The 14,998-nt window shown below is 28.1% G+C and carries 16 protein-coding genes; 14 read left to right on the top strand and 2 right to left on the bottom strand.

The window, feature by feature from the left end:
* Nucleotides 1-17: 17 nt before the first annotated feature.
* Nucleotides 18-1,016 carry a PorP/SprF family type IX secretion system membrane protein gene (locus JAO71_RS03615; RefSeq protein WP_202998904.1) on the top strand — a complete coding sequence of 333 codons (999 nt, stop codon included), beginning with the start codon at nt 18-20 and terminating at the stop codon, nt 1,014-1,016.
* An 82-nt stretch (nt 1,017-1,098) separates the two neighbouring features.
* On the top strand, nt 1,099-1,749 hold the full coding sequence (locus tag JAO71_RS03610; protein ID WP_202998902.1) for a thiamine phosphate synthase: 651 nt from the start codon (nt 1,099-1,101) through the stop codon (nt 1,747-1,749).
* Here the strand turns inward: JAO71_RS03610 and JAO71_RS03605 are convergent, their stop codons facing one another.
* Nucleotides 1,750-2,628 carry an AraC family transcriptional regulator gene (locus tag JAO71_RS03605; RefSeq protein ID WP_202998900.1) on the bottom strand — a complete coding sequence of 293 codons (879 nt, stop codon included), beginning with the start codon at nt 2,626-2,628 and terminating at the stop codon, nt 1,750-1,752. It lies immediately after the preceding gene.
* 143 nt (nt 2,629-2,771) lie between these two features.
* Here JAO71_RS03605 and JAO71_RS03600 point away from each other — a divergent pair, with 143 nt between their 5' ends.
* From JAO71_RS03600 to JAO71_RS03585, 4 genes are all read left to right on the top strand, one after another.
* Nucleotides 2,772-3,155 (top strand): DUF983 domain-containing protein, encoded by a 384-nt coding sequence (locus JAO71_RS03600; RefSeq protein ID WP_202998898.1) that lies wholly within the window; start codon nt 2,772-2,774, stop codon nt 3,153-3,155.
* A gap of 48 nt (nt 3,156-3,203) precedes the next feature.
* The gene (locus tag JAO71_RS03595) at nt 3,204-4,106 is read left to right on the top strand and encodes a DMT family transporter (RefSeq protein WP_202998896.1); all 903 of its coding nucleotides are present in this window, start codon (nt 3,204-3,206) and stop codon (nt 4,104-4,106) included.
* A gap of 193 nt (nt 4,107-4,299) precedes the next feature.
* The gene (locus JAO71_RS03590) at nt 4,300-4,932 is read left to right on the top strand and encodes a hypothetical protein (RefSeq protein ID WP_148638356.1); all 633 of its coding nucleotides are present in this window, start codon (nt 4,300-4,302) and stop codon (nt 4,930-4,932) included.
* Between the two features lie 787 nt (nt 4,933-5,719).
* On the top strand, nt 5,720-6,241 hold the full coding sequence (locus tag JAO71_RS03585) for a hypothetical protein (protein WP_202998894.1): 522 nt from the start codon (nt 5,720-5,722) through the stop codon (nt 6,239-6,241).
* 147 nt (nt 6,242-6,388) lie between these two features.
* On the opposite strand, the gene JAO71_RS03580 is transcribed toward JAO71_RS03585, so the two are convergent.
* Nucleotides 6,389-7,036 (bottom strand): SDR family oxidoreductase, encoded by a 648-nt coding sequence (locus JAO71_RS03580; RefSeq protein ID WP_202998892.1) that lies wholly within the window; start codon nt 7,034-7,036, stop codon nt 6,389-6,391.
* Between the two features lie 176 nt (nt 7,037-7,212).
* Between JAO71_RS03580 and JAO71_RS03575 the strand changes: the two genes are divergently transcribed.
* The 8 genes from JAO71_RS03575 (at nt 7,213) to JAO71_RS03540 (ending at nt 14,995) form a co-directional block, all read left to right on the top strand.
* A complete protein-coding gene (locus JAO71_RS03575) occupies nt 7,213-8,097 on the top strand; it encodes a LysR family transcriptional regulator (protein WP_202998890.1) in 885 nt (294 codons plus the stop codon).
* Between the two features lie 75 nt (nt 8,098-8,172).
* Complete coding sequence (locus JAO71_RS03570) at nt 8,173-9,093, top strand: YeiH family protein (RefSeq protein WP_202998888.1); 921 nt, start codon at nt 8,173-8,175, stop codon at nt 9,091-9,093.
* A 143-nt stretch (nt 9,094-9,236) separates the two neighbouring features.
* The gene (locus tag JAO71_RS03565; protein WP_202998886.1) at nt 9,237-10,367 is read left to right on the top strand and encodes a YARHG domain-containing protein; all 1,131 of its coding nucleotides are present in this window, start codon (nt 9,237-9,239) and stop codon (nt 10,365-10,367) included.
* A 297-nt stretch (nt 10,368-10,664) separates the two neighbouring features.
* A complete protein-coding gene (locus JAO71_RS03560; protein ID WP_202998884.1) occupies nt 10,665-11,570 on the top strand; it encodes a hypothetical protein in 906 nt (301 codons plus the stop codon).
* Between the two features lie 266 nt (nt 11,571-11,836).
* The gene (gcvT, locus tag JAO71_RS03555) at nt 11,837-12,907 is read left to right on the top strand and encodes a glycine cleavage system aminomethyltransferase GcvT (protein ID WP_116822857.1); all 1,071 of its coding nucleotides are present in this window, start codon (nt 11,837-11,839) and stop codon (nt 12,905-12,907) included.
* A gap of 7 nt (nt 12,908-12,914) precedes the next feature.
* Nucleotides 12,915-13,829, top strand: a complete 915-nt coding sequence (locus tag JAO71_RS03550; RefSeq protein WP_028290833.1) for a glutaminase — start codon at nt 12,915-12,917, stop codon at nt 13,827-13,829.
* Between the two features lie 15 nt (nt 13,830-13,844).
* Nucleotides 13,845-14,675 carry a sugar nucleotide-binding protein gene (locus JAO71_RS03545; RefSeq protein ID WP_028290834.1) on the top strand — a complete coding sequence of 277 codons (831 nt, stop codon included), beginning with the start codon at nt 13,845-13,847 and terminating at the stop codon, nt 14,673-14,675.
* A 26-nt stretch (nt 14,676-14,701) separates the two neighbouring features.
* Nucleotides 14,702-14,995, top strand: coding sequence for a 4a-hydroxytetrahydrobiopterin dehydratase (locus tag JAO71_RS03540; RefSeq protein WP_028290835.1), 294 nt, complete (start codon nt 14,702-14,704; stop codon nt 14,993-14,995).
* Nucleotides 14,996-14,998: the final 3 nt, after the last annotated feature.

Here is a 14,998-nt window from a genome sequence, read left to right as displayed (position 1 = left end):
TTTAAAAAAATAGACAAATGAAAAAATTAGCACTATACATCGTTGTTCTTTTTACTTCTTTCTCCTTTGCGCAAGAATTAAATTTACCTGTATTTACTCAGTATTTAGCAGATAACGATTTTGTTATTTCTCCTACTTATGCTGGTATTGGTGATAATGTTAGAATTAGAGCCAATGGATTAACACAATGGGTTGGTATAAAAAATGCACCAGACAATCAAGCATTGTATGCAGATTTTAGAATAGGAAATCAAACAGGAGTTGGTTTATCATTATACAATGATAAAAATGGTAATACTAGACAAAAAGGAGCTAAATTTTCTTTTGCTTATCATATTACTTTGAGTGATTATTCTCAACAATACCTATCCTTTGGTTTATCGTATAACCTAAATAGTTTTAGAGTTGATATAGAAAATTTTGAAGGTAATGATGAAATGCCAATTGTTGATCCAAGTATAACAGATGACAGGTCTATTAATAATAGTAATTTTGATGTTGGTATTTTATACCGTTATAAGCTATTTTATGCTAGTTTAAATGCTAATAATATTTTAGACAAAGACATCGATAATTTTACAGGAATTGAACCTAGTAAATTATTAAACTTTCAAGCTTATACTGGTTATATTTTTCAAACATCAAAAAACACCGAGTTAGAGCCTTCTATCTTTTACCAAAGATATAATAACGATGGTCGTTCCAGTACAGATGTCAATTTGAAATATAGAAAATTTAATCGTTCTGGTGATTACTATTGGGCAGGAGCTTCATATCGTTTTTTAAATGATCAACCATTTAGACCTCTTAATCTTGGACCTATGGCTGGAATCATGAAAAATGGATTTTACTTTGCCTATTCTTACCAAATTACTATGAATGACTTATCTAGTTTTAATTCTGGTACACATGCAATAACAATTGGTATAGACTTTTTACAAGGATTAACAGGTTGTAGATGTACACAAGGAACTAGCTGGAGAAGATATAGAGAAGCTGGATTAAATAAAAAATAATATAATAAAAACCTAAGTTGTATGTAATGTCATTTAGATTATAATAATTGTACTTTTGCAAACCTAATAAAGCTTTATTACAATGGTAATACCTAAATTACATTACATCACTGAAGGTGAATCTACTAAAATAATATTAGAAAATATTCAAAAAGCTTGTACATCTGGTGCTGAATTAGTACAATTAAAAATTGAAAATGCTTCAGAAAAAAAAGTATTAAAAATAGCGAAAGAAGCTATAAAAATTACTTCTCATTTTCAGACTAGATTAATCATTAATCAGTTTTATAAAGTTGCAAAAACCATCAAAGCAGATGGTGTGCACTTTAAAAATAAAAAAGACTTCACTCCTACTGTTAGACAACATTTATATACTTGGCAAATAATAGGTGTTACTGTAAATAACTTACAAGATTGTAAAACTGTTTTACAAAAGCAAACAGACTATATTACCTTAAGCCCTTTTAAACAAAATGAAAATAATAGTTTAACTTTAGAGAGTTTAGGCCTTGATGGTTTTAAATCTATTATCAAAGAATTAAATACAGAAACTCCAATTTTAGGTTTTGGTGAAATAACTACTGATGATGTCAAGCCAATTTTAAAAACAGGTATATCTGGTTTAGCTATTTCATCTGCAATAACACAAAATTTTGATTCAATTAAAACTTTTAACACCTTATTGGAGGCCTCTTCTACTCAGGAAAAAAGACACAGTTTTCAGTCAGAATAATTACAATCTATGTTTAGTCTTAAACTCTATAGCTGTAATGCCAATTTTAGACTTGAATAATTTTGAAAAATGAGCGTAATCATAAAATCCTAAAGTTTCAGCAGTATGTGATAATGGATTTTTAGAATGTACAATTAATCGTTTTGCTTCTAATAAAACTCGATTTGTAATAAACTCTGAAGTTGTTTTATCTATTGTAGATTTTACAACTCTATTTAAGTGCTTAGGAGTAATATTTAAAAGATTTGCATAAAACTGAACAGTTTTTTCTGTTTTAAAATGTAGCTCTATTTTTTGTTCTAAAATTCTTAAAATATTTAAATAAGACGATGACACATTTATCGTTTTAGAGTCTTTTTCAGAATATAACCTCGATAAATCAATGTAAACCAAATTTATTAGACTTGCTATTTTTTCAGTTTTAAAAAACATTTGACCATTAAATTCATCATTAATACTTTGAAAGATAGTACCTATTTTATTTAATTGATAATTATCAAGCTGAAGTTTAGGAGTGTTTTCTAATGATAAATAAAATGGGAATTCATTTAAATTAGTATTTATAATATTAAGTTGAAAGAATTCCTGAGTATGAAAAAAGATAAATCCATTAACTAAACTTGTAAAATGCCAACGATGCATTTGTCCTGGACGTAAAAAAAAGACGCTTCCTTTAGAAATAGTATAACTATCAAAATCTATTTCATGGGTACCATTTCCTTCTGTAAAACAAACACATAAATAAAAATTGTGACTATGAGGTTTATGTACAATTTTAGAATTTTGTTTTAAATGCACGTTTAAATCATTACTATAAAAATCAGTTAATTCTTCTTGATTCTTAAATTGATTTATATTTAAAACTGGTAACTTTTTCATATTATAATGTCCTAAATATACAAAAAACAGCAACATTGATACTATTTAATTATAAAGTGTTTAAACTACTTTTACAAAGTAATATAAGTTAATATTAAAAATATTAAAGTAACAAAGCTAGTTTATTCAATTTTAGGTTAATAATGAGTTTTTTAAAAGGAACAAAACTAAACAGTATACTATTAGGTAGTTGTCCTGTTTGTCAAAATGAAAGTATGTACACTGTAAATAATCCATACAAAGTTACAAGTACATTAACAATGGAAGAACGTTGCAGTCACTGTAGCACCAAATACAAGATTGAACCCTCATTCTTTTTTGGAGCTATGTATGTTAGTTATCCTGTTGGTTTAATATTTGGTTCATTTTCTTTATTTATTTCTTATATGGTTTTAGAGTTTTCATTATTAATATCTTACATTATACTTGTTTTATTTATGCTACTGTGTTTACCAATTATTTTAAGGTTATCTAGAAATATTTGGATCAATATTTTTATGCACTATGATAAAACCAAATCTGATTAATTTTATAAAAAATAATCGCAAAACACTACAATAAAGTATATTCGCGTCATGTGGATGTATTTAGGCTTATTAGCAGCACTTTTTTTAGGATTACACAACTTGTGTAAAAAACATGCAGTACAAGGAAACGAAGTGTTTCCGGTACTTTTAGGAACTGTTTCTAGCGGATTTTTATTTATAGCTGGTTTTTATTTGTTTTCAAAATTTAATTCAGAATATGCTTTAGAAAAAGGTTACGATTTTCAAGATATTACAGCAACAACACATGGTTTTATTTTTATAAAATCTATGATAATGGCTAGTTCTTGGGTGTTAGCTTATCAAGCTTTAAAACATTTACCCATAACAATTGTCACACCAATACGATCTGCTGGACCATTTTTTACTTTTATTGGTGCAATAATAATTTACAAAGAAAGTCCAAATGCTTACCAATGGATTGGATTTTTTCTCATTATCTTTTCGGTAATATTATATTCTAGAATTGGTAAAAAAGAAGGCATAAATTTTAAACGAAATAAATGGATTTTTGCCATTATTGGAGCCACTTTTTTAGGTGCTTCTAGTGGATTATATGATAAATTTTTAATTCAGAATTTAAGTTTAAATCCACAAACTTTACAGTTTTGGTTTTGTTTATACACCATTTTAATTTTATTGGTAATTCTAACCATAACGTGGTTTCCTTATGCCGAAAAACGTAAAGCATTTACCTTTAGATGGTCTATTATAGCAGTTGGTATTTTATTACAGTCTGCAGATTATTTTTACTTTAAGGCGCTACAGGATCCTGACGCTTTAATTATGTTACTTTCTGCAATAAAACGAAGTCAAATTATTATAGCTGTTGTTATTGGTGGACTTGTTTTTAAAGAGAAAAATAAGAGACAAAAATTAATATCTTTAATCGGAATATTGATTGGTGTTGGGTTAATTTTATACGCTAATTAAAAAAGTGGATAGCAATTATTAGTCTAAGTATAGAAACTATTGGTTATATTTAGACTATAACAACTACTCTAACCTAGAAGCATAAATGTTTAATTTAAAATCAATTTATTTAAATTTTATTAAACAAGAAGGCTATTTGTATGATTTATTATTTTATTTAAGTTTTGCGCTAACCATTTTAATCAGTGTTGTAATGGAAAAAAACACACTAATCTATTTTACACCTGTGGTTATTTTTACATTATTACTTAAATACATTAATATTACAAAAGGTAAGCCTAACTATTTATATATAATAGGATTAATAGCTATCATTATTTCTGACATTTTAACTTTTAAAGATTTTGATAAATTATTTTCTTGGATAACTATTTTAACATCTATTTATCTAATTTGTAGTAGTCTTATATTAAAACAATATTTAAATAAATCTAAACTAGAAAATATCCTGTTTTTATCTGTGTTAATTGGTTTATTATTGGCCAGTTATATAATATATTCTGTATTAGATTTACTTATTAAACACCTATCAAACACAAATTTAGTGTATACTATCATGATTACTTTTATATTAATTACTTATGTTATATCATGTGCTATTATTTATATAAATGACTATTATGATAATGCCACGTTAATACTAACATCTGGTATATTTTGCATGTTTCATATTGCTTTAACACCAATTAACGAGTTTATATATTTTACACAAACATTTACTGTTTTGATTACTATAACACACGTAATATCAATATATTTATGTATGAAGTTTATAGCTGAAACAGAAATTATAAAAAAAGAAAATTTAAAAAAGAAATACTTTTAATTTTCCTTTGTTAGAAATATACTTTTAAGTCTTCACCTTTTTAAGACATCTTAAAGTTTGATAAATAATTATTTAAGCATTCTACAATATTTTTTCAAAATAAGATAGTTATACATCTATTGCTAAAGCTTCAAGTTTACTATCGTAAATGACAATAAACGCTTACAGCTTTTTACTATCACTAGATTTGCTTCTTTAGATTGTGACAGTTTGAATTTAAAAATTAGTGAATTTGAATTATTAACTAACCTATCTTTAGGGAAGACTTCACTTTGATTTATTTTTAATAATTAAATTACAAAATACCGACATATAAAAAGGAGAGAGAAATAGAACTTGAACAAATTTAAGTGTCGAAGTTAAATAACTTTTTAAGAAACTTAATGTCGCTAAAAATGAATTTCCCGAAGTAAATATTAATCATTGTAATAAGGATATTTATCAAGCTAAAGACACCAAACACAAAAATACTCAAAAGAAAAAAAATAGACATTAGTATGACAGAATAAATTCATTGTTACTAAGAAGAAATGTCTGAACATTCAAATATCATCTTAAAAGGCAAATTTTATCGGTTCCAAACTTTTAATAACGTAGAACGTATTAAGTAATCTTAACAAAACGCAATTGATTATACAAAAAATAATATTAAGCTTATCTTTAGATAAATTTAAAACACTAAATTAGCGTATATAAATTATCAGCATAATTCAATTTTAACCTATTCCAAATTTTAGGACAAAACATTTAATAGCAATCAAATGAATAAAAAAAACGTCTATAAAAAATGAAAAATAAAGCTTATTTAATTATTCTATTATTAATCGGGAGTATATTCAACTCTTGTGATTCAGATGATTTAGAATACCAAGACAAATTTGAAATCAGTCAAAAAACTTGGTTAAATTTCAAAGAAAGTTCTAACAACTCATACAAATACATTGTAACACTTGGTTCGTGGGTAGGATTCGTTTGGGAAACTACTATAATCGTTGAAAATGGAATTGTAACTCAAAGAGATTTTGAATACACGGTTACAGATGGCATATCAACTGACATTCAGCCAGACGAAATCCAATGGACAGAAACAGGTTCTGAAATAGGTTCTCACGAAAACGGAGCTGAACCAATTACATTAGATGAAGTTTATGATAAAGCTCAAAATGATTGGCTAATTGAAAGAAGTAATACGACAACTTACTTTGAAACTGAAAATAATGGAATGATTTCGACTTGTGGTTATGAAAATAATCAATGTGAGGACGATTGTTTTATTGGCATAAGAATTAAAGTTATAGAAACTTTATAAGATTAATAGTTCAAAAAAAAATCAGAATTTGAACAATTTTATGAATTTAAAACAACTACTTAAAAGCCATATATACAGATAAAAATCCATAAAAAAAGCTACCAAATGGTAGCTTTTTTTTATTCAAAATTAATAGTAAAATTAATCTTATGCATTAACTGCAGATACTTTATCTAAAGCTTCACCAATTAAGGTCTCACCTTTTAAAATTTCAAAAGTTACTTGATTGGCAACATCATCATTTAATGTACTAACTAAAGTTTGTGCAACATCATTTCTACTAATTTCGCCTTGTGTATCTAATTTTTGATCTAGCTGTATCTTATTGGTTAACTCTCCATTAGTTAAAGATCCAGGTCTAACAATACTATAGTTTAATCCAGAGGATTTTAAATACTCATCTGCATTATGTTTAGCTTTTAAATAGTCTTGTAATTGCTCAGCTTTTTCAGGTTGGTCTGCTCCCATTGAACTTAGCATCACAAACTTTTTAATGTTATTCTTTTTAGATGCATCAACCATACGTTTTGCGCCTTCTTGATCAACTTCAACTACATTTTTTCCTCCAGATCCTGCTGCAAACAAAACCTTATCTATAGTTTTATTATTAAATACATGAGATATATCGTCTTCTAAATCACCTAAAACAGTATCTATTTGCTTGGCCTCAAAAAAAGCTTTTTGCTCTTCTTTTCTAACCATTGCAATTGGGTTAAAATATTGAGATTGATTTAAAAGATTTACTATTTTTTTTCCTGTGGTACCGTTGGCACCTGCTACTAATATATTTTCCATACTTCAAGTTAATCAACACATTAGATAACACCAAATTATAACACTTGGTTTAACTATAGTTTAGTATAAAGCAAGGCAAAAACACCATGTTTACTAATATTTTTAACATTTCTATGCTATAAATTAAAGCTAAACTACTAGTAAGCTTTGTATATTGTGACTTCAATTATCAGTACATGAAAACTAAATTACACATATTTAAGATTGTAGCTAAAACTTTAAGTTTTACTAAGGCTGCTGAACAATTGTTTATATCGCAACCTGCAGTTTCAAAATCTATTAGAAATCTTGAAGAAGAATATAAAACAACCTTTTTTGTAAGAAAACGAAACTCGATTGAGTTAACCACAGAGGGTCAATCTTTTTTGTTATATGTTAATAAAATATTAGCCGTTTATAATCAAATGGACACTCAGTTTTTACATAAAAACGATACTTTCCCTGAACACTTTAGCTTTGGTGTTAGCACTACAGTATCTAATTACATTATACCTAAAGTTATTTCAAAATTCAGACAACAATATCCAAAAACTAAATTTGAAATAATTAGTAATAACTCTGAGACTATTGAAGACTTAATTTTAAACGAAGATCTAGATTTTGGTATAACCGAAGGTACTAAAACCAACCCTAAACTACATTATGATAAGTTTATTAAAGACGAAATTGTATTGGTTACAAGTAGTAATAATCCTGCTTTTAAAAATGGAAGCATTGACACACAAACTTTACAAAGTCTACCAATGATAGTTCGTGAAAACGGATCTGGAACTAAGGATATTATAGATCAGTTTTTATTAAAAAATAATATTAAATCCTTAAACACAGTTGTAACACTAAATAGTACAGAGTCTATTAAAAACTACTTGTACCATTCTGATCATTATGCTTTATTATCAATACATTCAGTAAGTAAGGACTTAGTAAACAATCAATTAAAAATTATTGACATAAAAAACCTATCCATCCAAAGATGGTTTTACTTTGTTAAACGCACTGGTTTTCAATCTAATATGCTTGATTATTTTGAGACTTTTATCACAAACAACTATAACCTATAGTTATACTAAATAACAAATTAATACTCTAATTAGTTATTTGTTAAGTTTACTTTTGTATTGCATTAATTTTGTAATATGAAATCTAAACTATCTAAAATCTTATACCTTGTTATTGTAATAACTATTGCTTTGGGTTACATAAATAGTACTTCAGCATTGTTGTTAGGATTTGGATTTACATTACTTTTTGATAACCCTTTTAAAACTTACAGTCATAAAGTTATTAGCTATTTACTTAAGTTATCAATTATTGGATTAGGTTTTGGTATGCTTTTTAAAGACACATTACAAACCACAAAACAAGGATTTGGATTAACAGTGTTTTCTATTGTATTAACAGTAACCTTTGGTGTTTTATTAGCTAAAGCTTTAAAAATGGATTTAAAATTAGGACATTTAATTACCTCTGGAACTGCTATTTGTGGTGGTAGTGCAATTGCTGCAATTTCACCAATTATTAAAGCAAAAAGTAGTGTTATTAGTATTGCTTTAGGGATTGTGTTTTTATTAAATTCGTTTGCCTTATTTGTATTTCCTGCCTTAGGTCATGCTTTCAACCTTACTCAAGAGCAATTTGGATTATGGTGTGCTATAGCTATTCATGACACCAGCTCTGTTGTTGGAGCTGCATTAACTTACGGAGATCAAGCTTTAAAAATTGCAACTACAGTTAAATTATCTAGAACATTGTGGATTATTCCGTTATCTATTTTCACGATGTTTTATTTTAAAACTAAAGGCGAAAAAATAAAAATACCATACTTTATTATTCTTTTTATAATTGCTATAATTATTAATAGCTACCAACTATTACCTCAAAACATAACTTTAAGCATTGTTACAATTGCCAAACGTCTTTTGGTATTAACATTATTTGTTGTTGGATCTACTTTATACATCAAGGACTTAAAAGCTTTGGGAAGTAAACCTGTACTTTTAGCAGTTAGTTTATGGATTTTTATATCTGTATTTTCATTAATGTATATTTTAAATTAAAGCAATAAGCTTCAGCTGAAAACTTAAAGCTATATATAAGCTGTTATACTTTAAATTGGCAATTTAATTTTCAATACTTTTGTTAGACCACAGGCTTATTTTCCGCTTGACGGTAAAAACATAAAACTTTTAAATAGTATATAATGAATTTTAAATTGGGTTTACTCCTATTCCTTTTTGGATTTAACTGCTTTGCAAATGATGGAGCTTATTACGCTTCCGGAAACCAATTAATACCTATTAACGAGACTGATGTTACAGTTACTAAAGAGGTTTTAACACTTGTTAGAAAAGTTGTAGATGGAGAAACTTATGTATATGTTACTGTGGATTACACTTTTTTTAATTCAGGTAAAAACAAAACTATTTTAGTGGGTTTTGAAGCTCCTTCACCTTTTGGAGATGTTAATGGCTATCCTAAAAATGGCGCACATCCATACATATCAAATTTTGATGTGATAATGAATAATCAGTTTTTGAAACATAAAACCGCTATGGTAAACACTAATAATTATTACATTAATGGTGCAATTGATGCAAAAACTGAAGCAGAAGTTATTGGAGAGGACTTTAATAGCAATAGCCCAGAGTTTTACTACGTATATTATTTTAATGCTAATTTTAAACCTGGTATAAATACCATCAAACATACCTACCGTTTTAATATGTCAGGATCAGTCTTAGAAAGATATAGTTTTGATTATATTTTAACTGCTGCCAATAGATGGGGAAATAATCAGATAGATGACTTTACTCTTAATATTGATATGGGAAATAACCAAGATTTTAATATTTCTAATACTTTTTTTGAAGATAAAAAAGAATGGAGTATTGAGGATGGTAGAGTATTTAATCATGTAAATGAATACAGTAAAGCAAAAGACACAAAGTTTATTACCAATAGTGGCATAATTAGTTTTAAAAAGAAAAACTTTAAGCCTAAAGGCGAATTAAGCCTCTACTCTAGCGCTACGTACATGAAAGACTATTATGATGTATTTGATTACACTAAACATAATTTGCCACATGATATTATATTTTATAAAGAAGATAATAAAACGTGTACAAAATCCATTGATGAGGATTCATACAAAATATTAAGAAATTTACCCTTCGCTATTAAAGGTTATGTTTTTAAAACAAAAGTGATTCAAGATTACTACTTAACACAAAGTTGGTATAAACCTAACCCTAATTATGTTGCTAAACTAGAAACCTTAAGTAATCAAGTCATGGATTGGCTAACTTTAGTCAAGAGTAATACTTGGGAGTAAACGTTATAGCAAAAAAACATATTATTTGTCTTACTTTAAACTTAACAGTAAGTAATACTTTAAATAGAAGAACATCACTTTTGTTTATACTTTTGATATTAATGTTAATTAATGTTAATTGATATTTAATTAACAGTAATAAATAAAAACAGGTGAAACTGAATATTACATTTGTTTGTGTAAAACATCAATAATATACTTATTTTAAAGACCTCTTGTATACTTGATGTTGAACACTAACCATATTAAAATATTAAATGAAACACTCAAGTATTATCCTAATTCAAAACATTATTATTGTGCTTTAACTGTTCTAATGAAAAGTTTGATAACAACATCACTACAGGTGCAGTTGATGACAACATCTCCACACCTGTGGTTATTGAAGAATCTTCAGAACCAACATATATTAAAACAATGGACTTTTCTAGCTCTATTGATTATGTTTCTGAAATTGAATCTTTTGATATTGATAATGGATATTTGTATTTTGATTATCAATATAACATATACCGCATTAATCTTGAAGATGATAATGCTACCGCTGAATTAATTATAGAAGATGATGAAGCACCTGTAACCTTAAAAGTAATTAATAATCAGTTATATTATCAGACTTATTGGCCTGCATTTTCTAGTATAAAACAACTTGACGTCAATAATATTGCAGGAGGTACGCAAGTAACACCTGTTATTGATACTCCTAGATCCTTACTAATAAAAAACCATACTAACTTATATTATGTATCTAGTCCAAATGGATTGTCACCAATAAATAATTTTTATCAGTTTAATACTTCTGGCACTGATAATTTAGTCGCTACTGACGAATTTGTGATTCCTAAAAACGGTAAAGTTATAGATAACTTCTTATATTTTTCTTCAGAAAACAAAGTTCATAGAATAGATTTAAATTCACCTTCTCAAGGCTCGTCAATTGTTTACACTGCAGAAGATATTGAAGATGCTATAGGCAATGAAGGTTATATTTTAGGGTTTGATATCCATGAAGATAAGATTTACTACAGTCAAATAGGTAGTACTAATTTGTATAGTTTTGATTTAAATACACCAACAGAATCTCCTAAAATTATTCAATCCAACAACAACAATACAACTGGTTACAGTCAATTAATAATCTATAATGATATATTATACGTCAAAAGACTTCTTGATAAGCAATTAGAAGTATTTGAGATTTAAATACTCCAATTATCTAATATAAAATTACCTAGTATAAATATTTATACTAGGTAATTTTGTTTATGGCATTAAATGACTAAGATTTGTAACACTTAACATTGTATAATATGTTACTTTCATTTTTTTGCTACAAAAGCATTCTAACAGAATCCTAAATTTTAACTTGATATTACCTGAAAACGTAAAAACCAAATCAATAATTTTCAATACTTTTGTTAGACAAGGTTTTAAAATTTCCGCTTGACGGTAAAACAAAAATATATTTCATGAAAAACACAGCTTTAACAGCAACACACGAAGCACTTGGTGCAAAAATGGTCCCTTTTGCAGGTTACAATATGCCTGTACAATATGATGGTGTAAATATAGAACATGAAGCAGTTAGAAAAGACTGTGGTGTGTTTGATGTATCACATATGGGAGAATTTTTAATTTCTGGTCCTAAGGCTTTAGATTTAATACAAAGTGTAAGTAGTAATGATGCGTCTAAGTTAACTATAGGTAAAGCACAATATGCTTGTTTACCAAATGATGATGGCGGAATTGTTGACGATTTAATTATTTATAAATTAAAAGAAGAACAGTATTTATTAGTGGTTAATGCTAGTAATATTGAAAAAGACTGGAACTGGATTAGCTCTAAAAACACAGTTGGTGCAGATATGCGTGATTTGTCTGAAGACTACTCGTTATTAGCAATTCAAGGTCCAAATGCAGTTGAAAAAATGCAGGCTTTATCTAGTCATGATTTATCAGAAATTAAATTTTACAACTTCAAAGTTGGTGATTTTGCTGGTATTGACAATGTAATTATTTCTGCAACTGGATATACTGGAAGTGGTGGTTTTGAGATTTATTGCAAAAATGACGAAGTCAAACAAATTTGGGACAAAGTTACTGAAGCTGGTGCTAAACCAATTGGATTAGCTGCTAGAGATACGCTACGTTTAGAAATGGGTTATTGCCTTTACGGAAATGACATTGATGATACAACATCACCTATTGAAGCTGGTTTAGGTTGGGTAACAAAATTTACTAAAACCTTTACTAATAGTGAAGCTTTAGAAGCTCAAAAACGTAAAGGTGTAGATCGTAAATTAGTCGCTTTTGAGCTTGACGAACGTGGTATACCTAGACAAGGTTATGATATTGTTGATGGTCAAGGTAAAACTATTGGTGTTGTAACCTCTGGTACTATGTCGCCAATGTTAGGTAAAGGGATTGGTCTTGGTTATGTGCCAACGGTATTTGCAGATGTAAACAGTAAAATTAATATTCAAATACGTAAAAAAGCAGTTGCTGCAACTGTTGTAAAACTTCCGTTTTACAAGGCGTAAATACTATATGCAAGATTTTAATACAATTATAAACAACATCCATAACAACTTAAAAGACAATGTCGTTAAGGGTGTTGTTGCTTCTTATATTCCAGAGTTATCCAAACAAGATGTTAATCAGTTTGGTATTTTTATACAACACATGAATGGTGAAAATTTCAGTGTTGGTGATGCCGAAGTGCCTTTTTCTATACAAAGTATTTCCAAAGTATTATCCTTGTCCAAAGCAATAGCTTTTGAAAATAATGACATTTGGAAACGTGTAGATGTAGAACCGTCTGGAAACCCCTTTAACCATTTATCTTTATTAGAACTAGAAAACGGTATTCCTAGAAATCCGTTAATAAATGCTGGTGCAATTGTAATTGCAGACATATTATGTAGTCAGTTTAAAAACCCAAAACAAGAGTTTTTACAGTATGTTAGAGCTATTGCTAACGACCAATCTATTGACTATAATTTAAAAGTTGCAGCTTCAGAAAAAGAAACAGGTTTTAACAATCTAGCTGCTGCTAATTTATTAAAGTCTTTTGGTAATCTTAATAACGATGTAGATGTTGTTATGGATTTTTATTTTCATCAGTGTGCTTTAGAGATGACTTGTTCTCAGGTTGCTAAAGCCTTTTATGTCTTTGCTAATAAAGGACGTTGTGTTAATAACAAACAACACATTTCAAGCAGTCAAGCCAAACGTATTAATGCAATCATGCTAACTTGTGGCTTTTATGACGAGTCTGGTGAGTTTGCTTTTGAGGTTGGTTTACCTGGTAAAAGTGGTGTTGGTGGTGGTATTGTTGCCTTATTACCTAATCAATATGTTATAACGACTTGGGCTCCTGGTTTAAATGCCAAAGGAAACTCATTAATTGGCATGCAAGCTTTAGAGCAATTTACTACCCAAACCAATTTATCCATTTTCTAAACGTTATATTTTATAATGAAAGGGATAAATAACAAACATCGTATACTAATTTTAGGTGCTAGTGGCTTTTTAGGACAAGCTTTGTATAAAGAGCTTTGTGGCTACTTTAACACCTACGGAACCTATTTTGTGGACAATTATGCGTTTAGTAAAAACCAGCATTATTTTCAATATAATATAGAAGAAGACGATATTTTTGAAATCCTTGATATAGTAAAACCTACCATAATTATTTCGGCCTTACGTGGTAACTTTTCGGCTCAAATTATAGCTCATCATCATATTACCGAATATCTAGTTGCCAACGATAGTAAACTTATATTCTTGTCTTCAGCAAATGTATTTGACGCTTACAGCAAGTTTCCAAGCTATGAAGACGACAAAACCTTAAGTCATAGTATGTATGGTCATTTTAAAATTAAAATAGAAAACATGTTGTTGCGTCTTCCAAAACAACATTATGCTATAATTAGACTACCAATGGTATTTGGCGCCTACTCACCTAGAGTAGAAGAAATAAAGTTTTTTTTAAAAGAAAAACAACCCATTGAGGTCTTTCCTAATTTAATAATGAATGTGACTACTGATAGTAAAGTCACCCAACAAATACACTATATCATTAATCAGAATAAATCTGGAATTTTTCACTTAGGAAGTGAAGATTTAGTGCATCATGACGATTTTTTTAAAGAAATTTTAAATTCGCTTGGAGTCAACAAACCTATCTTTAAGCAAGTATTTACAACCAATAACGACCGTTATCTTGCTGTATTATCAAGTAAAAATAAACTTCCAGACCATTTACAATTAGTAAGTCAAGATATTTTAACAGATTTAGAAGTATAAATTTCTTATTTTTAAATAAAAAATTTATGACAGCACTTACCAAATTAGAAATTGAACAACGTTTACTTAGGCTTCCTGAATGGGAATATTATGATAATGCGATTCATGCAGAATTTGAATTCGAAAACTTTAAAGATTGTTTTAGTGCCATGAGTCGTATTGCTTTTGAGTGCGAAGCATTAAACCATCATCCAGAATGGACCAACGAGTATAATGTCTTAAAAATAACATTAACAACACATGATGCTGGAAGTGTTACTGATAAAGATTTTAAATTAGCGTTAGCAATAGAGCATATTGTTGAAGAGGAAGAAGACTAAAAC

It is taken from the genome of Olleya sediminilitoris (assembly GCF_016785945.1).
GTDB classification, from domain to species: domain Bacteria; phylum Bacteroidota; class Bacteroidia; order Flavobacteriales; family Flavobacteriaceae; genus Olleya; species Olleya sediminilitoris.
Note: the sequence above shows the minus strand (reverse complement) of the source record. Positions and strands in the feature narration are given on the sequence as shown.

What these genes read in the sequence shown, in the direction of transcription:
- JAO71_RS03590 (WP_148638356.1), top strand. Translation starts at nt 4,300, where the DNA reads ATGGAAAAAAACACACTAATCTATTTTACACCTGTGGTTATTTTTACA.
- JAO71_RS03545 (WP_028290834.1), top strand. Translation starts at nt 13,845, where the DNA reads ATGAAAGGGATAAATAACAAACATCGTATACTAATTTTAGGTGCTAGT.
- gcvT (WP_116822857.1), top strand. Translation starts at nt 11,837, where the DNA reads ATGAAAAACACAGCTTTAACAGCAACACACGAAGCACTTGGTGCAAAA.
- JAO71_RS03570 (WP_202998888.1), top strand. Translation starts at nt 8,173, where the DNA reads ATGAAATCTAAACTATCTAAAATCTTATACCTTGTTATTGTAATAACT.
- JAO71_RS03585 (WP_202998894.1), top strand. Translation starts at nt 5,720, where the DNA reads ATGAAAAATAAAGCTTATTTAATTATTCTATTATTAATCGGGAGTATA.
- JAO71_RS03595 (WP_202998896.1), top strand. Translation starts at nt 3,204, where the DNA reads ATGTGGATGTATTTAGGCTTATTAGCAGCACTTTTTTTAGGATTACAC.
- JAO71_RS03610 (WP_202998902.1), top strand. Translation starts at nt 1,099, where the DNA reads ATGGTAATACCTAAATTACATTACATCACTGAAGGTGAATCTACTAAA.
- JAO71_RS03540 (WP_028290835.1), top strand. Translation starts at nt 14,702, where the DNA reads ATGACAGCACTTACCAAATTAGAAATTGAACAACGTTTACTTAGGCTT.
- JAO71_RS03580 (WP_202998892.1), bottom strand. Translation starts at nt 7,036, where the DNA reads ATGGAAAATATATTAGTAGCAGGTGCCAACGGTACCACAGGAAAAAAA.
- JAO71_RS03615 (WP_202998904.1), top strand. Translation starts at nt 18, where the DNA reads ATGAAAAAATTAGCACTATACATCGTTGTTCTTTTTACTTCTTTCTCC.
- JAO71_RS03575 (WP_202998890.1), top strand. Translation starts at nt 7,213, where the DNA reads ATGAAAACTAAATTACACATATTTAAGATTGTAGCTAAAACTTTAAGT.
- JAO71_RS03550 (WP_028290833.1), top strand. Translation starts at nt 12,915, where the DNA reads ATGCAAGATTTTAATACAATTATAAACAACATCCATAACAACTTAAAA.
- JAO71_RS03600 (WP_202998898.1), top strand. Translation starts at nt 2,772, where the DNA reads ATGAGTTTTTTAAAAGGAACAAAACTAAACAGTATACTATTAGGTAGT.
- JAO71_RS03565 (WP_202998886.1), top strand. Translation starts at nt 9,237, where the DNA reads ATGAATTTTAAATTGGGTTTACTCCTATTCCTTTTTGGATTTAACTGC.
- JAO71_RS03605 (WP_202998900.1), bottom strand. Translation starts at nt 2,628, where the DNA reads ATGAAAAAGTTACCAGTTTTAAATATAAATCAATTTAAGAATCAAGAA.